Consider the following 17,629-nt stretch of genomic DNA (forward strand, 5'->3'; position numbering starts at 1 on the left):
TACTACCTGGGTGGCTGGCGAAAAGTGGTGTTTATTTGGTCAGAATGAGTTTTCCGGCTTGTGTCTGGCGCAGCAGATAGAGCTGACCATCGTGTTCTATGATCACGCGCCCCTCTTTGCCCAGCAGACTTTTACTGTCAATTCGGCGCTCGTTTGGCGCGACGGCAGGCGTTGTTTTTTCTTTTGCGGGCGTTGTTGTGTTATCCATACGTGAATAGTGTTTAAAAATAACAATCAATTTAACAATGATAATCATTATCATCAAACTGCAAAATTGCGGCAAGCCTTTTTGTGAAATAATTGTGACGAGAATAGATTTTGTACAATAAGGAGGGGAAAAACAAAGGATTAGCACCGGGCAACGTGATGTTACCCGGCGAACAGCATTAAAAACGGCTATCAACCGCAGAGGCGAGTTTTTCAACCAGTAGTTCAGTATCTTCCCAGTTCAGGCACGGGTCGGTAATGGACTGGCCGTAAACCAGCGGCTGGCCGCTAACGATTTTTTGCGTACCTTCACGCAGGAAACTCTCCGCCATAATCCCGGCAATCGCCGTCGAACCATTGCGAATTTGCTGGCACACATCATCACAAACGTCCAACTGACGACGATGCTGCTTCTGGCAATTGCCATGGCTAAAATCGACCACCAGATGTTCAGGCAGGGAAAATTCGTGCAGGGTATCGCAGGCGGCGGCAATATCTTCAGCATAATAATTCGGCTTTTTACCGCCGCGCATGATGATATGCCCGTAAGGATTTCCGCTGGTCTGATAAATGGTCATCTGGCCGGTTTTATCCGGAGAGAGGAACATGTGGCTGGCACGGGAGGCGCGAATCGCATCGACGGCAATACGCGTATTGCCATCCGTACCGTTTTTAAAGCCGACCGGGCAGGAAAGCGCAGAGGCCATTTCACGGTGAATCTGGCTTTCGGTGGTGCGTGCGCCAATGGCTCCCCAACTGATTAAATCGGCAATAAACTGACCGGTCACCATGTCGAGGAATTCTGTTGCCGTGGGTACGCCCAGTTCATTGACCTGCAACAGCAGTTTGCGCGCCAGTTCAATGCCGTGGTTCACGCGGTAGCTGCCGTTTAAATCTGGGTCGGAAATTAAGCCTTTCCAGCCCACTACGGTGCGCGGTTTTTCAAAATAAGTGCGCATCACGATTTCCAGACGCGCCTGATGTTTTTCGCGCAGCGCCTGTAAACGCGTCGCGTATTCCATGGCGGCATCAAGATCGTGAATCGAGCAGGGACCTACGATCACCAGTAAACGAGCGTCTTCACCATTTAATATTTTTTCTATCCGGCGTCGGGAGTCCGTAACATGACGGGCGACGGAGGACGAAACAGGATGCCGTTGCGCAAGCTCTGCTGGAGTGACCAGGTTGTCAATACGCGCAGTACGGAGTTCATCGGTTCTGTTCATTACTTGTCTCAGAAATTTGTTGCTTCAACGGCAGGACTACCGGGAAGTGATGTATATCACAATATCATACTCATCCTGCCTGGTGGCGAGCATAATAACAAAAAATCGAACCAATGCACTAGCATTCTAGTACATACGGCGATTCAGCCCCATGATGTCGAGGATCTTGGTAGCAATCTCTTCTACCGAATAATTGGTACTGTTCAGCCATGGGATCTGGTTTTTCCGGTATAGCGCTTCCACCTCAGCAACCTCCATCCGGCACTGGCGCATCGAGGCGTAACGGCTGTTTTCGCGGCGCTCTTCGCGGATGGCCGCCAGGCGCTCAGGGTCGATGGTCAGGCCGAACAATTTATGCTGTAACGGCTTCAGGGACGCTGGCAGCACCAGATTATCCATATCATCGGCAATAAAGGGGTAGTTGGCCGCGCGAATGCCAAACTGCATGGCCAGATACAAACTGGTCGGGGTTTTACCGCAACGGGAAACGCCAAGCAGGATCACCTGCGCCTGATCGAGGTTGCGCAACGAAATACCGTCGTCATGAGCGAGGGTATAATCAATGGCGGCAATGCGCGCGTCGTACTTGTTAAGGTTGCCGGGGTTCAGGCCGTGGGTACGATGGGCGATCGGCGTAGGGTCGAGCTTCATCTCTTGTTGCAGTGGGGCAACCAACGCCTGCACGATATCCTGACAAAATCCTTCGCTTTGCAAAATGATCGAGCGAATTTCCGGCAAAACGATAGAGTAAAACACCAGAGGGCGCACGCCAGTTTGTTGATAGATCGCGTCAATCTGGTCTTTAACCGCTCGCGCACGACTCTCATTTTCCACAAACGGCAGCGTAATGCTGCTGATCGTAACCGGAAATTGCGACATTACCGCGTGGCCCAATACCTCGGCGGTGATGGCCGTACCATCAGAAATATAAAATACGTGACGATCAACAGCATTATCCATTTTGCTCATCCTGGGGCTGACATAATTCTCTGAAAGCATAAATTAAAATTCGCCAGAAGCGAATATTGCTGCATCTATTTTGTAAAATGAAACGGTATTTTTATATTTACTGAAAAGTACATTTCATTTTTCGGAACAAATGTTTATACCGGTAGTTTTTGTGGTGATCCCCTGTGGCTCGCGGGTTTGCGCAAATGCGGAAACAATCTGAAAAAATAAAAAATAAAGTTGCTTGAACGATTCACCGTTTTTTTCGCTGAAGTAAATATGCAAAGATAATTACGCAAAATTGAGTTTCCTAACCTCGTTCATATATAAGGATTGTTCGATGTCCAACAATGGCTCGTCACCGCTGGTGCTTTGGTATAACCAACTCGGCATGAATGATGTAGACAGAGTTGGGGGCAAAAATGCCTCCCTGGGTGAAATGATTACTAACCTTTCCGGTATGGGTGTTTCCGTACCGAATGGTTTTGCAACGACCGCCGATGCGTTTAACCAGTTTCTGGACCAGAGCGGTGTAAACCAGCGCATTTATGAGCTGCTGGATAAAACGGATATTGACGATGTCACCGAGCTTGCGAAAGCCGGCGCACAGATCCGCCAGTGGATTATCGACACTCCTTTCCAGCCGGAGCTGGAAAATGCCGTCCGCGATGCCTACGCGCAGCTGTCAGCAGACGATGCCCATGCCTCTTTTGCCGTGCGCTCTTCCGCCACCGCAGAAGATATGCCAGATGCGTCATTTGCCGGTCAGCAGGAAACCTTCCTCAACGTCCAGGGATTTGATGCCGTACTGGTTGCTATCAAACACGTCTTTGCCTCGCTGTTTAACGACCGTGCAATCTCTTATCGCGTTCACCAGGGTTATGACCATCGTGGCGTGGCGCTCTCTGCTGGCGTTCAGCGGATGGTGCGCTCAGACCTCGCGTCTTCCGGCGTAATGTTCTCCATCGATACCGAATCCGGTTTCGATCAGGTGGTGTTCATCACTTCCGCATGGGGCCTGGGCGAGATGGTCGTGCAGGGTGCCGTTAACCCGGATGAATTCTACGTGCACAAACCGACTCTGGCGGCAAACCGTCCGGCGATCGTCCGTCGCACAATGGGTTCGAAAAAAATCCGTATGGTCTACGCGCCAACCCAGGAACACGGCAAGCAGGTGACGATTGAAGATGTACCGCAGGAGCAGCGCGACATTTTCTCCCTGACCAACGCAGAAGTGCAGGAACTGGCGAAGCAGGCGGTACAGATCGAGAAGCACTACGGTCGTCCGATGGACATCGAATGGGCGAAAGACGGTCATACCGGCAAACTGTTCATTGTGCAGGCGCGTCCGGAAACCGTGCGCTCGCGCGGCCAGGTGATGGAGCGTTATACGCTGCATGCTCAGGGTAAAATTATTGCTGAAGGTCGTGCTATCGGTCACCGCATTGGCGCGGGTCCGGTCAAAGTCATTCAGGACATCAGCGAAATGAACCGTATCGAACCTGGCGACGTCCTGGTTACCGACATGACCGACCCGGACTGGGAACCGATCATGAAGAAAGCGGCGGCGATTGTCACCAACCGTGGCGGTCGTACCTGCCACGCGGCGATCATTGCCCGTGAACTGGGGATCCCGGCCGTGGTTGGCTGTGGTGATGCCACCGAGCGAATGAAGGACGGTGAGAAAGTCACTGTCTCCTGCGCCGAGGGTGATACCGGTTATGTTTACGCTGAGATGCTCGACTTCAGCGTGAAGAGTTCCAGCGTGGAGACCATGCCGGATCTGCCGTTGAAGGTGATGATGAACGTGGGTAACCCGGACCGGGCTTTCGACTTCGCCTGTCTGCCAAACGAAGGTGTCGGCCTGGCGCGTCTGGAATTTATCATCAACCGCATGATTGGCGTACACCCGCGTGCGTTGCTGGAGTTCGATGACCAGACGCCTGAACTGCAAAACGAAATCCGCGGCATGATGAAAGGTTTTGATTCACCGCGTGAATTCTACGTTGGTCGTCTGACGGAAGGGATCGCCACGCTGGGCGCGGCGTTCTATCCAAAACGCGTTATCGTGCGTATGTCAGACTTTAAGTCCAACGAATATGCCAACCTCGTCGGCGGTGAGCGTTATGAGCCGCATGAAGAGAACCCGATGCTGGGCTTCCGCGGGGCGGGCCGTTACATTGCTGATAGCTTCCGCGACTGTTTCGCGCTGGAATGTGACGCAGTGAAACGTGTCCGTAACGATATGGGCCTGACTAACGTTGAAGTGATGGTACCGTTTGTACGTACCGTTGCCCAGGCGAAAGCAGTAGTGGAAGAGCTGGCGCGTCAGGGGCTGAAACGCGGTGAGAACGGACTGAAGATCATCATGATGTGTGAGATCCCGTCCAACGCCTTGCTGGCCGAACAGTTCCTTGAGTACTTTGACGGCTTCTCCATCGGTTCAAACGACATGACGCAGCTGGCGTTGGGACTGGACCGTGACTCTGGTGTGGTTTCTGAACTGTTTGATGAGCGTAACGACGCGGTGAAAGCGCTGCTGTCGATGGCGATTCGTGCAGCCAAGAAACAGGGCAAATACGTGGGTATTTGCGGTCAGGGTCCATCCGATCACGAAGACTTCGCCGCCTGGCTGATGGAAGAGGGGATCGACAGTTTGTCGCTGAACCCGGACACCGTCGTGCAGACCTGGCTGAGCCTGGCTGAACTGAAGAAGTAACATCATGCCGGATGGTGGTGTAAATGCCTTACCCGGCCTACGGTTAGTATGCAACGTAGGCCGGATTAGAGGTGTTAGCATCGCCATCTGGTACTTTACTCTTCAACGCTTTCCACACTCCCCACGCTTAAACGCTGAATGATATCCTGACGCAGCTGGTATTTTTGTACCTTGCCTGACGCCGTGCGCGGTAACGTTTCGACAATGACGATGTGTTCCGGATATTTATACTTTGCCACCCGTTTGCGGCTAAAAAAGGCCACCACTGATTCCAGCGACAGCGAATGATGCGGCGGTTTCAGTACCACATAAGCGCACGACCGTTCACCTAAACGATCGTCTGGCATCGCGACAACGCAGGCATCATGAATGCGCGGATGCTGCAATAAAATATCCTCCACTTCGCGGCTGCTGATGTTTTCCCCACCGCGCACAATAATATCTTTTTTACGCCCGGTAATTTTGATGTATCCCGCTTCGTCCATGCGGCATAAGTCGCCACTGTAATACCAGCCATCTTTATCCAGCGCGCGGGCGGTCAGTTCAGGCTCATCGAGGTAGCCCATAAAAACATTGGGACCACGCGAGGCCTCTTCACCTTCGACCCCAGCAGGCAACGTATTGCGCGCTTCATCGACGACTTTAATTTCCACGCCTGCGGCGGCATATCCATCGGTGTTCATCATGCGTGAAAGTGAATCGTCGAGATTGACCAGCGCATGCGGCGAGCTCTCCGTCGAACCATAGATGCTTAACAATTTAATGCCGCGCTGTTGGCAGTCACGGGCAATTTTTTGCGGAATGGTGGTGCCACCGCATAAGAAAAAACGTAGTGATGTGAGATCACAGGGCCGTTTTTCCAGGCTACACAACATGTCGTAGACGAAGGGGGTTGCACCGAGCACGCAGGTACAGCGTTGTTGCTCGAGCAGTTCAAGACAGGCGGTTGGGGTGAATATATCCAACAATACGCTGCGTGCGCCGATTAAAAACGGCGCGGTAACGCCATGCAAAAAACCGGTAGCGTGTCCCAGTGGGGCGGGCATCAAAAACACATCCTGCCAGGTGAGATTGAGTCGGGCACAGTAGGCGCGTTCGCTGGCAAGGATATTGTTGTGGGTTAACATTACGCCTTTCGGCATTCCCTCGGTCCCGGAGGTAAACAGCACGGCAGCCAGTTCATCGGCGTGAACGTTAATAACCTGGGTTAATGGCGGAGCCTGAAGCAGTTGGCTGAACGCCAGCGAAGCGGTGGCCGGTGCCAGTTTATCTACGGCGACAATCTGTTGCAGATGCGGCAACTGGTTTTGCAAGGGGAGGATCAGATCAACCGGTCGGGTCTGTTTAAACAACGTCGGTGCGAAAAAAATCTTCGCTTTGCATTTGTTCAGTACCCACACCAGTTCCGCTTCGCGCCAGGCAGGCAGCAGTGGTACGGAAACGGCCCCGGTTTTCAGGCAGGCCAGATAGATAATGGTGAACTCGCACCAGCCAGGCAACTGAAAGGCAATGCGATCGCCGGGTTGGATCCCGCAGGCTACAAACCAGGTTGCCAGACTGCTGGCAGCATCGTCGAGTGCAGCGTAGGTATATGAAGCGCCATGATTATCAACCACGGCGATTTTATCCGGCATGGCTCTGGCGGTTTGGTGCCAGTAATCGCCAAGCGAAGCATCTCCCCATAAACCCAGTTGTCGCCAGGCCTGGCGACGTTCGGCGTTAAACGTAAGTGTGATACTCATGAAGTTATTCCCAGGATTATTTCGGCATACATCTGACCGGATGGCCAGGCGGGGCCAATCCGGCGTACAACATGCAAAATCCGTTAGCCGTAGCGGAAATCAACGCCAAATGTTCCGAGCGGGTATTCCCATTGTGTGAGGATCGTGTCACCGCACAGCACCCGGCAGGTGCCGCACTCCAGGCAGCCTGCGGAATCAAAATGAATATTTCCACTCTCATCCTGTTTATACAGTCCGGCGGGGCAGGCTTTCAGCAACTTGCGAAATTCATTAAGGTCGGGATGTTCAGCCAGAATGATGTGCGGGTGGCCTTCATCAACATTAAATTTATTGACGCCCAGTTTGACGTCGACGTTAACGTTAGTGTCCTGATTCATAGTGCGGTGGCCCCCTTGATGCCGTCTTTCAGTAAGTTCATCAGCCCAATTTGCCTGGCATGGGACATGATCATCTTGCGAACGGGCTGATTTGGGCTTCCGTCGACGGTAAACATATCGTTCATGATATCGGCCACCATGCGGGGATACTGGGTGAACAGGCGCGGGTTTTCCATCAGCGCCGGGATCTTGCGAAAATGCTGCAAATCACGCATCACACAGCCCTGTTCGAGGGCGCGTTTGTAATCCATCAGGCTACTGGCCGAGTAATCCTGGCGCTCTTTTGCTGCAATGGCTGTTTGGGCGGCGGCTTCTGCGGAAGCTATCGCCAAATCCATGCCGCGCACGGTATAACCCAGATTCAGACAGAAACCAGCGGCATCGCCGACGATCATTACCCCGTCATCAACCAGTTTCGGAACCATTGCCACACCGCCTTCCGGTACCATATGTGCGGAATACTCCAGCAGTTCCCCGCCGGCAATCAGCGGACGAATAGTCGGGTGTCGCTTAAAGTCTTCCAGCATTTGCGGAATGCTTTTCGTGGCATGGGCAATATCCCCCAGACCACACACCAGGCCCAGAGAGATGGAATCCTGGTTGGTATACAGAAATCCGCCTCCCATCAGTCCATCAGACGGTGAGCCTGCGAACAGCCAGGCTGCACCTTCGTTGCCTGACAGATTGAACCGATCCGCAATCACCGCCGACGGTAAGCCGATCAGCTCTTTTACGCCAACGGCATAGTGCTGTGCAGAAGAGGGGGGAACCATCCCCAGCGACCGTCCCAGCATAGAATTAACGCCATCGGCAAGGATGACAATATTGGCTTCGAGGATATCGTCCCCGGCTTGCACTCCGGTGACCTTATTGCCTTCGCGAATTAGCGCGTCGACGCGCACGCCGGGGATGAACTGCGCGCCAGCCTGTTCCGCTTTTTCCATGAGCCATGGGTCAAGCCGGTTGCGCAAAACGGTATAAGAGTCCTGCGCTGGCGCGTTGTCTTTTTCACGATGGAAGTCGAGGGTAACGGCGCTCTCTTCGGTCAGGAAGGATATTTTTTCGCGGGTGACTTTACGTTCGAGAGGCGCTTCCTGCGCGAATCCGGGCATGATGCGCTCAAGGCTATGCGCGTAGAGTCTCCCGCCGGTCATATTTTTACTGCCCGCACTGTTGCCGCGCTCAATGACCAGTACGTCCAGTCCGGCCCGGGCCATAACGTAACCTGCCATTGTACCCGCTACACCAGCACCGACCACAATGGCATCAAATTTTTCATCTGACATGCTTTATGCTCCTTTCCCGCCGCGAGGGCAGGGAGATGTGCGTTAACGGGATTAGCGGCTGAGATGGTCGATAAGGGCCGGAACCACTTTGTAGATGTCGCCTACCAGACCGTAATCGGCGTAATTGAAAATAGGGGCTTTTTTATCTTTGTTGATGGCGACAATGACTTTCGCGCCGTTACCGCCGACCATATGCTGAATTTGTCCTGAGATGCCCAGCGTGAGATACAGGTCTGATTTCAATAACACGCCAGAAACGCCAATGTAGCGTTCGCGTTCCATCCAGTTTTCGCCTTCGGCAATCGGTCGTGAACAACCCACTTCAGCACCCAGCACGGATGCCAGTTGGCGCACCATTTCCAGATCGTTTTGCGCCACCAGGCCGCGACCCACACCCACCACGCGCTTGGCTTTGCTGAGATCCACGCTGCTCACGGATTTGGCGCGACGCTCCAGGCACATCACTTCATGGTGCGGCGCGATGTACGTTGCTGAGACAACCGGGCAGTTGTGCGAGGCGTTTTCCGCGACCGGTTCAAGCTGGCCTGGGGCAAGCGTGATAATCGCCAGCGTACTTTTGATTTTTTCTTTGCCAAATGCCAGACCACCATACATGCGGTGTTCGGCGAACAAAATGCCTGCATCCAGCGTTACCGATGTGGCGTCGTTCACCATCGCTGCGTTGAGCTGAATGCTTAAGCGTGCGCCAAGAGATTTGGCTCGTTTAGTCGCGGACATCAGCAGCAGCCCGGCGTGTTCCTGCATCAGGGCGGCGATGGTCTCAGCGTAATTTTCAACACGCTGTAAACCGGAGGTTGCGTCGAGCACGACTATCTTATCGGCGCCCAGGGCTTGCAACTGATTGGCCTGGTCGCTGCCTTGTACGATAAGGTGTACCTGCTCACCCCACAGGCGAGCGCCGGCCATTAATTCTGCATAGCGTTCTACGTTATCGCTGAACACCCAGACGTTGGCTAATTTACTCATGATGATTTCTCTCCGTTGGGCTTAGTTCAGGGCTTTTTTCAGGTGTTCAGCCAGTTCGGCAATGGCTTCTGCTGAGTCATTTTCCAGAATGATGTGCTGACGTTCTGTTTGCGGCGGCACGGTAAGGCTCACCAGTTCCGCTAACGGTGATGCAGGTATCCAACCAATATCGCTGGCTTGCCACGGGGTGACCGGTTTTTTACCCGCGCCCAGAATCGCCTTCATCGAGGGAATACGCGGTGTGTTGATATCCGACGTCACGCACAGTACGGCGGGGAGCGGCAGATCAATTACTTCGACTTCATCTTCAAGCGTGCGCTCAACCACAAGGCGATCGCCGTTACGTTGGATGCTGCTGACGGCATTAATCACCGGGAGCTGTAATAGTTCGCCAACCAGTAAGCCGACCTGCTGCGCGTAGATATCCCCCGATCCTTCACCGAACAGCATCAGGTCGAAATCCATATTTTTGGCCGCACAAGCCAGCGCCTGAGCGGTATCCCGGGGTAATGAATGCTCCAGTTGTGGATCCTGCACCATATACAAACTGTCCGGCCCGCGGGACAGCACGTCTTTACGCACTTTGGAGTTTTGTAGTAGCGACCCGCCCACCGTTAAGGCGACGATTTCATCACCCTCCGCGCTAAGTTGCGCTGCGGCCTCTATCGCATTTAAGTCAAACTGGCTGATTTTGGCATCGGCCCGGTCAAAGTTAAGCGAGCGCTGTGGGGTAACAACAATGTCCTGTTCTTCAGGCACCAACTTAAAGCAGGTTATTATTTTCATGGCATCTCCAGTGATTCTCGTGTGGATGATGACGTGGTGCGTCATTATCGACAGTAGGGAAAATTGACTGAAAATAGTGTGCGACAGAGGGAGGGCTGTTTTCGACGGGGAAATCTGTTTTCATTGCCAACAATCTTGCAAAAAAAACGTCCCGGGAATGCCTGGTTTATCAGCAATAATCAGACGGTGCGTACCAGAGGAAAAAACGGGAACACAAAGACAGTGAAAATAATTGCGAAATGCATCATGTTTTTAATCGCCTCTGCGCTGAATTTGTTTCTTATATGTAAATTATTAATGCAGACTTAATAACATTTATTCTTTTTGATTATTATAAAACGCAAATAATCAATGGCAGCAATGTACCAAAGCAAAAGGTGTCATCTTGCAGACGGCGCAAATAATTTTGTTTCGCCGGGAAGGAATAACGTTGTATAACGTCATTATCGTTTTTATTTTCCGATATTAATAATCCCAAAATTGCTGCCTTTAGGTGGAGGTTGTCATGTATCAACGCTGCTTTGATAATGCCGTGGAGACCCTTTTTGAACAGGGGAAAACCCCGAGATTCTCGCGATTCGTCATCAGTGATGACCCTAACTGGGAGTCGGGTCATCACGTTCACGATAATGAAACAGAGCTTATTTATGTCAAAAAAGGGGTCGCAAGATTAATTATCGATTCGTCGCTGTATGTCGCGCATGCCGGGGATATCGTGGTGATAGAGCAAGGGCGACTCCATGCGGTTGCTTCGGATAGTAGCGCGCCTGCAACGACTTACACCTGCGCGCTCTACGGGTTTCGTTTCAACGGCTGGCAGGATAATCAGCTATTGCAGATGCACTCGTGTCCGGTGATTAGCGTTACTCAGGGGAAGGAGGTTATTAAGAGTATCTTTAATGAGTTGGGGGTTATGCTCCCCCAGAGCAAAAATAACCTGACATCTTCAGCCTACGACGCTTTTGCTTATGCTCTAACCGTTTTATTTTACGAAAACTTTAAAAATGCCTATCGTTCTGAGCAAGGTTATATTAAAAAAGATGTCTTAATTAAAGATGTGCTGGTTTATTTAAATAATAACTTCCGTGAAAAAATTACTCTCGATCAGTTATCCAAAAAATTCCGGGCCAGCGTGAGTTATATCTGCCATGAATTTACTAAGGAGTATCGAATTTCGCCGATCAATTATGTGATTCAGCGACGAATGACCGAGGCGAAATTTGCCCTGACGAATACGGAAGCTTCGTTAGCGGAAATATCCTGGCGGGTAGGGTATGAAAATGTCGATCACTTTGCCAAACTCTTTCAGCGGCATGTAGGTTGTACCCCCAGTGATTATCGCAAGCAGTTTAAAAATAATCTGGTTGAGCAGGAATGCTTGATGCCAGAGGTCTGATTATCCTGGATCGTGCCGGAAAACGCTTGTGCGCTATCCGGCACGAATTACCGCTTACTTATTCTGGTAATCTTTCAGGATTTGGCGTCCGGCGACGTAAATCATAATTTCGTCGGTGCCGCCGCCAATGCGCTCGCAGCGAACATCGCGCCAGAATCGGGAAACGCGTGCTTCATCGGTGTAACCCAGCCCGCCCATGATCTGAATGGCGTCATCAATCACTTCCATTGCTGTGCGGGCGCAGTACAGTTTTGCCAACGCCGCGCTGGTCCGCAGCGACTGTTCCTGATCGGCCTGCCAGGCGACTTTCAACACCATATTGCGCATGTTTTCAATTTTAATCGCCATCAGCGCCAGTTTTTCCTGGATCATCTGGTTATGGCCAATCGGTTTACCAAATGCGATTCGCTGGTTAGCGTAACGGGCGGCATCTTCGAAGGCGCACTCGGCGAAACCGGTACTACGCGCGGCGTTGATCAACCGTTCCATCTCAAAGTTGTACATGACGTTGAGGAAGCCCATGCCTTCTTCGCCGACCATATCGCTTTCGTCTACTTCAACATCATCAAGATAGACTTCGCAGGTGCTGAGCATGTGCCAGCCGATTTTATGCAGCGGATTAACCTTAATGCCGGGTTTCTTCGAATCCACCCACCACAGCGTAAAGGCTTTCTTCGGATCTTTCGGCTCCGGATCGCGAGCCAGTACCAGCATATAAGGATACTCTTTAGCGCCGGTGATAAAGGTTTTTTGCCCGTTGAGATATACCTTGCCGTTTTTGCGGGTGTAGCTAGTGGTGGCGCTGTTATTGTCTGAACCTGCTCCCGGTTCGGTTAATGCCAGCGCATAAGCCGGATCGCCCGTTTCCATGGTGCTTTCTGCCGTTTTACGTAACTGCTCGGCGGAGCCAAAACGACGCATACTGTGAATGCACTGACCGTTCGTGATTAAAAAAGCGGGTGCGCCGCATTTGGAAACTTCCATCAGTGCCAGCATCTGCGTGACGTAATCTGCCGGGATACCGCCGAATTCTTCCGGAACGCCCAGCATTGAAATACCGTTGTCCGCAAGGGCGCGCATAAACTCTTTCGGATAGGTAGCCGTCTGATCGCAGGTACGGAAATATTCCTCCGGGAAATTGCTGGTAATCAGTTCGCGAATGCTGGCAAGCAGCAGCTCTTGTTCTTCAGTTAATGAAAAATCCATCAGGGTACTCCTTTTAATTGGCGGCATCGGGCAATATAAAACCCATCGAAGCATCGATAAATAATCTTTCGTCCATCAGTTTCAGTTCCGGAGAAATAACCGGAGGGAAATCCATTTTGTCCAGAATGTCTTCCTGTAAAGAGACTCCTGGCGCAATTTCGACTAAATGAAGACCATCTTCTTTTAACGTAAATACAGCACGCTCGGTGATGTAACGCACATCCAGTCCGCGCTCGAGTGCAATTTTTCCGCTGAAAGTGACTTCAGGTAATTCGTTGACGAATTTTTTCACCCGGCCTTCCTGCACGATATTTAATTTGCCATTGGCAACTTCCGTTTTCAGGCTTCCGGCAGTTAACGTGCCGCAAAATATTATTTTCTTCGAGGTGGCGCTAATATCGATAAAACCGCCAGTTCCCATAATTTTGCCATTGAATTTATGTACGCCGACATTGCCGTGGCGATCCACTTCGGCGAAGCTTAAGTAGCATACATCCAGCCCACCGCCGTGGTAGAAGTCAAACTGGGAGGTCATATCCAGAATCGCGCGGGTGTTGACGTTGGCACCAAAAGCGATGCCCTGGGAGGTAATTCCGCCAATCGGGCCGGTCTCGACCGTCAGAATAAAGTCGTCAGCGCAGCCTTCTTCGCGTGCAACGAGACCAATACCATCGGCGATACCCACGCCAACGTTGCCGACCGCGCCTTTACGCATTTCGAACAGGGCGCGTCGGGCCACCAGTTTACGCTGATTGAGCGGCAGGGCAGTCTGCTGGCTGTCATCAAGGACAAAATCGCCCGAGATAAAGCGGTTAACCGGCGCGCCGCCGTACAATTGAGTTTGATCGGGATCGATGACCACAATATCGACCAGATAGCCCGGAATACGCACGGCTTTTGGGTGCAGTGTGGCTTTCTTCACCATTTTTTGCACCTGCATCATGACGATGCCGCCGTTGTTGTGAACGGCCTGAGCGATCACCAGCGCGTCGAGATACATAACTTCATCTTCAAACGTGGCGTAACCTTCGCCGTCGCAGGTGGTGGCGCGAATAAAGGCGATGTTTGGCGCAATGGCTTTGTAGTAGAGGTACTCTTTGTTATCAATTTCCACCAGCTTGATCAGATCTTCGGTGGTCACTTCATTCAGCTTTCCGCCCTGTTGGCGGGGATCGACAAATGTTCCGATACCGATCTCACTCAGAATACCCGGCTGGTGGGCTGCCGAGGCACGCAGAGTCTGGGTTAATACGCCCTGAGGATAGTTATAGGCGGCAATTTTATTCTGTTCAGCGAGGTCGGAAATTCGTGGTGATTGTCCCCAGTGGCCGCATAATGCCCATTTGACTAAACCTTCCTGTGCTAACGGGCTAATTCCACGGTCAGCACGGTCACCTAATCCCGTTGGGCTAATCAATGATAAGTTTCGGGGTGAGTGTGCGTTTTTATATTTTTCAGCCAGCGCATTAATTAATGTTGTTGCTTCGAGAATACCGCCGCCTGCGCCTAATACACAGAGCGTTGCCTCATCAGGAATATAATTAATGGCATCCGCTGCGGATAATACGGGGACCCGACCATCAATGCGTTTTGGTCTTGATAATTTCATGTGAACTCCAGATTATATGCGTGCGACTACCTGTCGCTATATTCGACAATAATAATGTGAGTTATTTAATAATGTCCGGCCATCTGCCCGATATTCGTGATTAAGCGAATATCTGGGGCAGGGCATTACTGATATTAATATGGATAAACGGTACTATTACGCCTGATGCAATATGGTCAAAACAGTACGTAGGTCGGTGACCGAAATTTGCCCAGGGGCAGAGGCTTTTTTCACCGCGCCAAAGGTTGCCGCTGAACCGAAAACCTCACCGGACAGACGTGAAATCACCCCTGTTTTAGCCATCGACATAGTAATGATCGGGCGATCGGCATAGCGTTCCTGCATTTCCAGAGTTGCGCCAAGCAGGGTCAATACATCCGTTTTGTTTTGCGGCATCAGGGCGATTTTCGGGATATCAGCGCCAAGCTCCTGCATTTTACGCAGGCGCAGGACAATCTCTTGTGCCGCTGGCGTCTTATGGAAATCATGATTCGACATAATGACGGCGACATTTTTTGCATGTGCATATTCGACGGTGGCTTTAATCAGTTCGTCACCGGTGAAAAGCTCCAGGTCAATCATATCGACCAGACCGCTATCTACCGCCGCACGGTTTAGCGCAATATAGTTTTCGACAGCCAGCGCCTGTTCACCACCTTCTTTGGCACTACGGAAGGTGAACAGCAGCGGTTTGTCAGCCATCACCTCGCGGATGGCGCGTGCAGCTTCCAGTACGGCATCAACGGAGGACACCTCGGTGAAATGGTCAACGCGCCATTCCAGAATGTCGAAATCCGCCTCGCGATAGGCCAGCGCTTCGCTTTTTACCGTTGCGATGTCTTTACCCATCAGTGAGACAATGATCTTCGGCGCACCCTCGCCAATGACGAGGTTTTTTACGGTTACGGTTTTCATCGATTACCCTTTAAATATTTTACAAATGCTTGCTCATCAGGCTGCAAAACCCATAACCTGTTTCACATACTCAAGAGGGAAATCTTTCCCGGTCCAGAGTTTGAACTGTTCAGCCCCTTGCCATAACAACATGCCGTAACCATCAATCGTTTTGCAACCGGCAAGTTGTGCCTGTTGCAATAATTTGGTCATATGCGGGTTGTAGACGCATTCAGTCACCAGCAGATCCGGGCGTAGCAGGGAAACGTCGGTTACCAGAGATTCGTTCTCCAGCGGCTTCATTCCCACTTTCGTACCGTTGGTCAGAATATCCGCGCTGGCCAGTGCGTCCGCAAAAGCCTGTCGATCGTCGAGATCGATAACGGTGACCTCGCAGTCGGTATTTTCATTAACACGTTTGGCGAATTCCTGCGCTTTGGCAAAGAACTCATCTTGACGGTTAAAGAGTTTGATTTCTTTGATGCCTTCAATCGCCGCCTGGGCGCCAATGGCCGTTGACGCACCGCCTGCGCCCAACAGTACCATGGTTTTACCCCTGATATCGAAACCGCTTTCCTTGATGGCGCGAATATGCCCCGTGCCATCAGTATTGTAGCCGCGCAGGTAACCATCATCATTGACGATAGTGTTAATCGCGCCGACCAGTTTGGCTGCAGGCGTTAATTCATCAACATATTCACATGCCAGTTGCTTGTTGGGCATTGAGACTCCGGTACCGCGCATTTTTAAGGCCTTCAGCCCGGCAATCGCATTAGCAAACGTGGAGTTATCGACTTCAAATGCCATGTAGGTAAAAGGTAATCCCGCTTTTTCTAATGCCTTATTTTGCATTTCAGGCGACAAGCTGTGTCTGATAGGGTAGGCCATCAGACCAATCAGTTCATATTTTGCAGTTACGTCCATTTGATACTCCTTCTAAGCAATTTATTGAAAATAACGTTCGCCCAACCGCACATCATTTTTGGGAATATCAAATACGCGGTAGTAACGAATAAAGACGATGATGGCGGTGATGAAGGCCAGCAAAGCAAATGCGAGGTCCAGCAAAATGATGTACTGCAGGCCAATGTTTGAAAGGTATCCGGTGATTAATGGGATAATAAAGTTGGCTACGCCCCCCATCATCATATAAATACTGGTGACCTTGGCTTTGCTCCTGGGGAAAAACTCTGACATCACCGAAACGCCGAGCTGTAAAATACCGCCTGCGGCAGAAAACCCGATAAGAAATGAACCGGCGTTACACACCAATGGGGATGGATATAAATAGATAACCGCTGCGGTGAGGGTTGCCAGCCCGGCGTTAAATACATTCGCCCAAATGGGGCGAACCATTTTCTTGAGCAGTGCAGCAAAAATAAACACGCAGACCAGCGATCCCATACTGTAGTAAGAGATGGTTTTCAGCGCGTCGGCTTCTGCCATGCCGGCAAATGCCATCGCGTATTTCGGCATCCAGACTACGATGACGTAAAAGGTCGAAAATGCGGCTACCCCAAACATAACGGAGGCTACGCCTTCCAGCCAGACCAGCGGTTTACTGTTCATCTGTGGTAGCTCTTTTGCAATGCCCGCATCCACCATCTGGCTGGGGAAACGGCTTTTGAGCAGCATCAACGTTATGATGACGAACAGTACCCCCGGGATAATGACCGCATAGCCGTACCAGATATGGTTGAGCAGCATGGTGCTGACGACGATGGGGTAGATCATCTGCCCGAATGAGACCATCGCTTTAACCAGGATAACAGCTGACCCAGATGCCTTAGGGAAGCATTCCATCAATGCCGGATAGCCCCCTGTATCCAGGGCCGAGTTAGCGACGCCGACACAAACAGCGAGAATAAAGGCAATCATCAGATTCGGGCTGGCGGGAATGCCGAAGAAAAACAGCATGTACAGAATTGCCCCTAACAGAATGATAGCCCGTCTACCAAATTTATCTGAGAGCACGCCAAAGAATAAAATACTCACCAGACGACCAAGACCAATGCCGGAAATTAAATAGGCTATCCCCGCATTGTCGGTAGAGAATTTTTCTGCAAGAGAGCTCATATTTTGCGCCAGTGTAATGACGCTAATGCCGTGTAAAAAATAACTTAAATAAATACAGATTATCGCCAAAAGAAATGGCGTATTAAAGGTCTTATTTTGAGACATGTTCACAACTCCTTGCGGATTTTAAAATTGTTCTGTGCTCGTCGATATTGTTTAAATTGCGGCGA

General features: G+C 51.2%; 15 protein-coding genes. 2 read left to right on the top strand and 13 right to left on the bottom strand.

Annotated elements, in window-relative coordinates; translation table 11 throughout:
* Positions 1–31: 31 nt before the first annotated feature.
* From hemP to ppsR, 3 genes are all read right to left on the bottom strand, one after another.
* Positions 32–262 carry a hemin uptake protein HemP gene (gene hemP / locus WC7_RS15120; RefSeq protein WP_016152882.1) on the bottom strand — a complete coding sequence of 77 codons (231 nt, stop codon included), beginning with the start codon at positions 260–262 and terminating at the stop codon, positions 32–34.
* Between the two features lie 124 nt (positions 263–386).
* On the bottom strand, positions 387–1,433 hold the full coding sequence (gene aroH, locus WC7_RS15115) for a 3-deoxy-7-phosphoheptulonate synthase AroH (RefSeq protein WP_016152883.1): 1,047 nt from the start codon (positions 1,431–1,433) through the stop codon (positions 387–389).
* Positions 1,434–1,559: 126 nt separating this feature from the next.
* The gene (gene ppsR, locus WC7_RS15110; protein WP_016152884.1) at positions 1,560–2,393 is read right to left on the bottom strand and encodes a posphoenolpyruvate synthetase regulatory kinase/phosphorylase PpsR; all 834 of its coding nucleotides are present in this window, start codon (positions 2,391–2,393) and stop codon (positions 1,560–1,562) included.
* A 328-nt stretch (positions 2,394–2,721) separates the two neighbouring features.
* On the opposite strand from ppsR, the gene ppsA reads away from it, so the two are divergent.
* Positions 2,722–5,100, top strand: a complete 2,379-nt coding sequence (gene ppsA, locus WC7_RS15105; protein WP_016152885.1) for a phosphoenolpyruvate synthase — start codon at positions 2,722–2,724, stop codon at positions 5,098–5,100.
* A 95-nt stretch (positions 5,101–5,195) separates the two neighbouring features.
* Here ppsA and fadK read toward each other — a convergent pair whose 3' ends face one another.
* From fadK to WC7_RS15080, 5 genes are all read right to left on the bottom strand, one after another.
* The gene (gene fadK / locus WC7_RS15100; protein WP_016152886.1) at positions 5,196–6,842 is read right to left on the bottom strand and encodes a medium-chain fatty-acid--CoA ligase; all 1,647 of its coding nucleotides are present in this window, start codon (positions 6,840–6,842) and stop codon (positions 5,196–5,198) included.
* Between the two features lie 83 nt (positions 6,843–6,925).
* The gene (locus WC7_RS15095) at positions 6,926–7,219 is read right to left on the bottom strand and encodes a ferredoxin family protein (protein ID WP_016152887.1); all 294 of its coding nucleotides are present in this window, start codon (positions 7,217–7,219) and stop codon (positions 6,926–6,928) included.
* Positions 7,216–8,505 carry an FAD-dependent oxidoreductase gene (locus WC7_RS15090; RefSeq protein WP_016152888.1) on the bottom strand — a complete coding sequence of 430 codons (1,290 nt, stop codon included), beginning with the start codon at positions 8,503–8,505 and terminating at the stop codon, positions 7,216–7,218. The genes WC7_RS15095 and WC7_RS15090 overlap by 4 nt, the downstream gene beginning before the upstream one ends.
* Before the next feature lie 51 nt (positions 8,506–8,556).
* Positions 8,557–9,492 carry an electron transfer flavoprotein subunit alpha gene (locus WC7_RS15085; protein ID WP_016152889.1) on the bottom strand — a complete coding sequence of 312 codons (936 nt, stop codon included), beginning with the start codon at positions 9,490–9,492 and terminating at the stop codon, positions 8,557–8,559.
* Positions 9,493–9,513: 21 nt separating this feature from the next.
* A complete protein-coding gene (locus tag WC7_RS15080; RefSeq protein WP_016152890.1) occupies positions 9,514–10,278 on the bottom strand; it encodes an electron transfer flavoprotein in 765 nt (254 codons plus the stop codon).
* Between the two features lie 505 nt (positions 10,279–10,783).
* On the opposite strand from WC7_RS15080, the gene WC7_RS15075 reads away from it, so the two are divergent.
* Positions 10,784–11,674: an AraC family transcriptional regulator gene (locus tag WC7_RS15075; RefSeq protein WP_016152891.1), complete on the top strand. Its 891-nt coding sequence runs from the start codon at positions 10,784–10,786 to the stop codon at positions 11,672–11,674.
* 54 nt (positions 11,675–11,728) lie between these two features.
* Here WC7_RS15075 and WC7_RS15070 read toward each other — a convergent pair whose 3' ends face one another.
* The 5 genes from WC7_RS15070 to WC7_RS15050 form a co-directional block, all read right to left on the bottom strand.
* Positions 11,729–12,880, bottom strand: coding sequence for an acyl-CoA dehydrogenase (locus WC7_RS15070; RefSeq protein ID WP_003836610.1), 1,152 nt, complete (start codon positions 12,878–12,880; stop codon positions 11,729–11,731).
* Between the two features lie 13 nt (positions 12,881–12,893).
* On the bottom strand, positions 12,894–14,489 hold the full coding sequence (locus WC7_RS15065; RefSeq protein ID WP_016152892.1) for an acetyl-CoA--acetoacetyl-CoA transferase subunit alpha/beta: 1,596 nt from the start codon (positions 14,487–14,489) through the stop codon (positions 12,894–12,896).
* Between the two features lie 156 nt (positions 14,490–14,645).
* Positions 14,646–15,404 carry a type I 3-dehydroquinate dehydratase gene (gene aroD, locus WC7_RS15060; protein WP_016152893.1) on the bottom strand — a complete coding sequence of 253 codons (759 nt, stop codon included), beginning with the start codon at positions 15,402–15,404 and terminating at the stop codon, positions 14,646–14,648.
* 36 nt (positions 15,405–15,440) lie between these two features.
* Entirely contained in the window at positions 15,441–16,307 is an 867-nt protein-coding gene (gene ydiB, locus WC7_RS15055) for a quinate/shikimate dehydrogenase (RefSeq protein WP_016152894.1), read from the bottom strand.
* A gap of 21 nt (positions 16,308–16,328) precedes the next feature.
* Positions 16,329–17,564, bottom strand: coding sequence for an MFS transporter (locus WC7_RS15050; protein ID WP_016152895.1), 1,236 nt, complete (start codon positions 17,562–17,564; stop codon positions 16,329–16,331).
* Positions 17,565–17,629: the final 65 nt, after the last annotated feature.

This window comes from Citrobacter sp. KTE151 (genome assembly GCF_000398845.1).
GTDB classification, from domain to species: Bacteria; Pseudomonadota; Gammaproteobacteria; order Enterobacterales; family Enterobacteriaceae; genus Citrobacter; species Citrobacter braakii.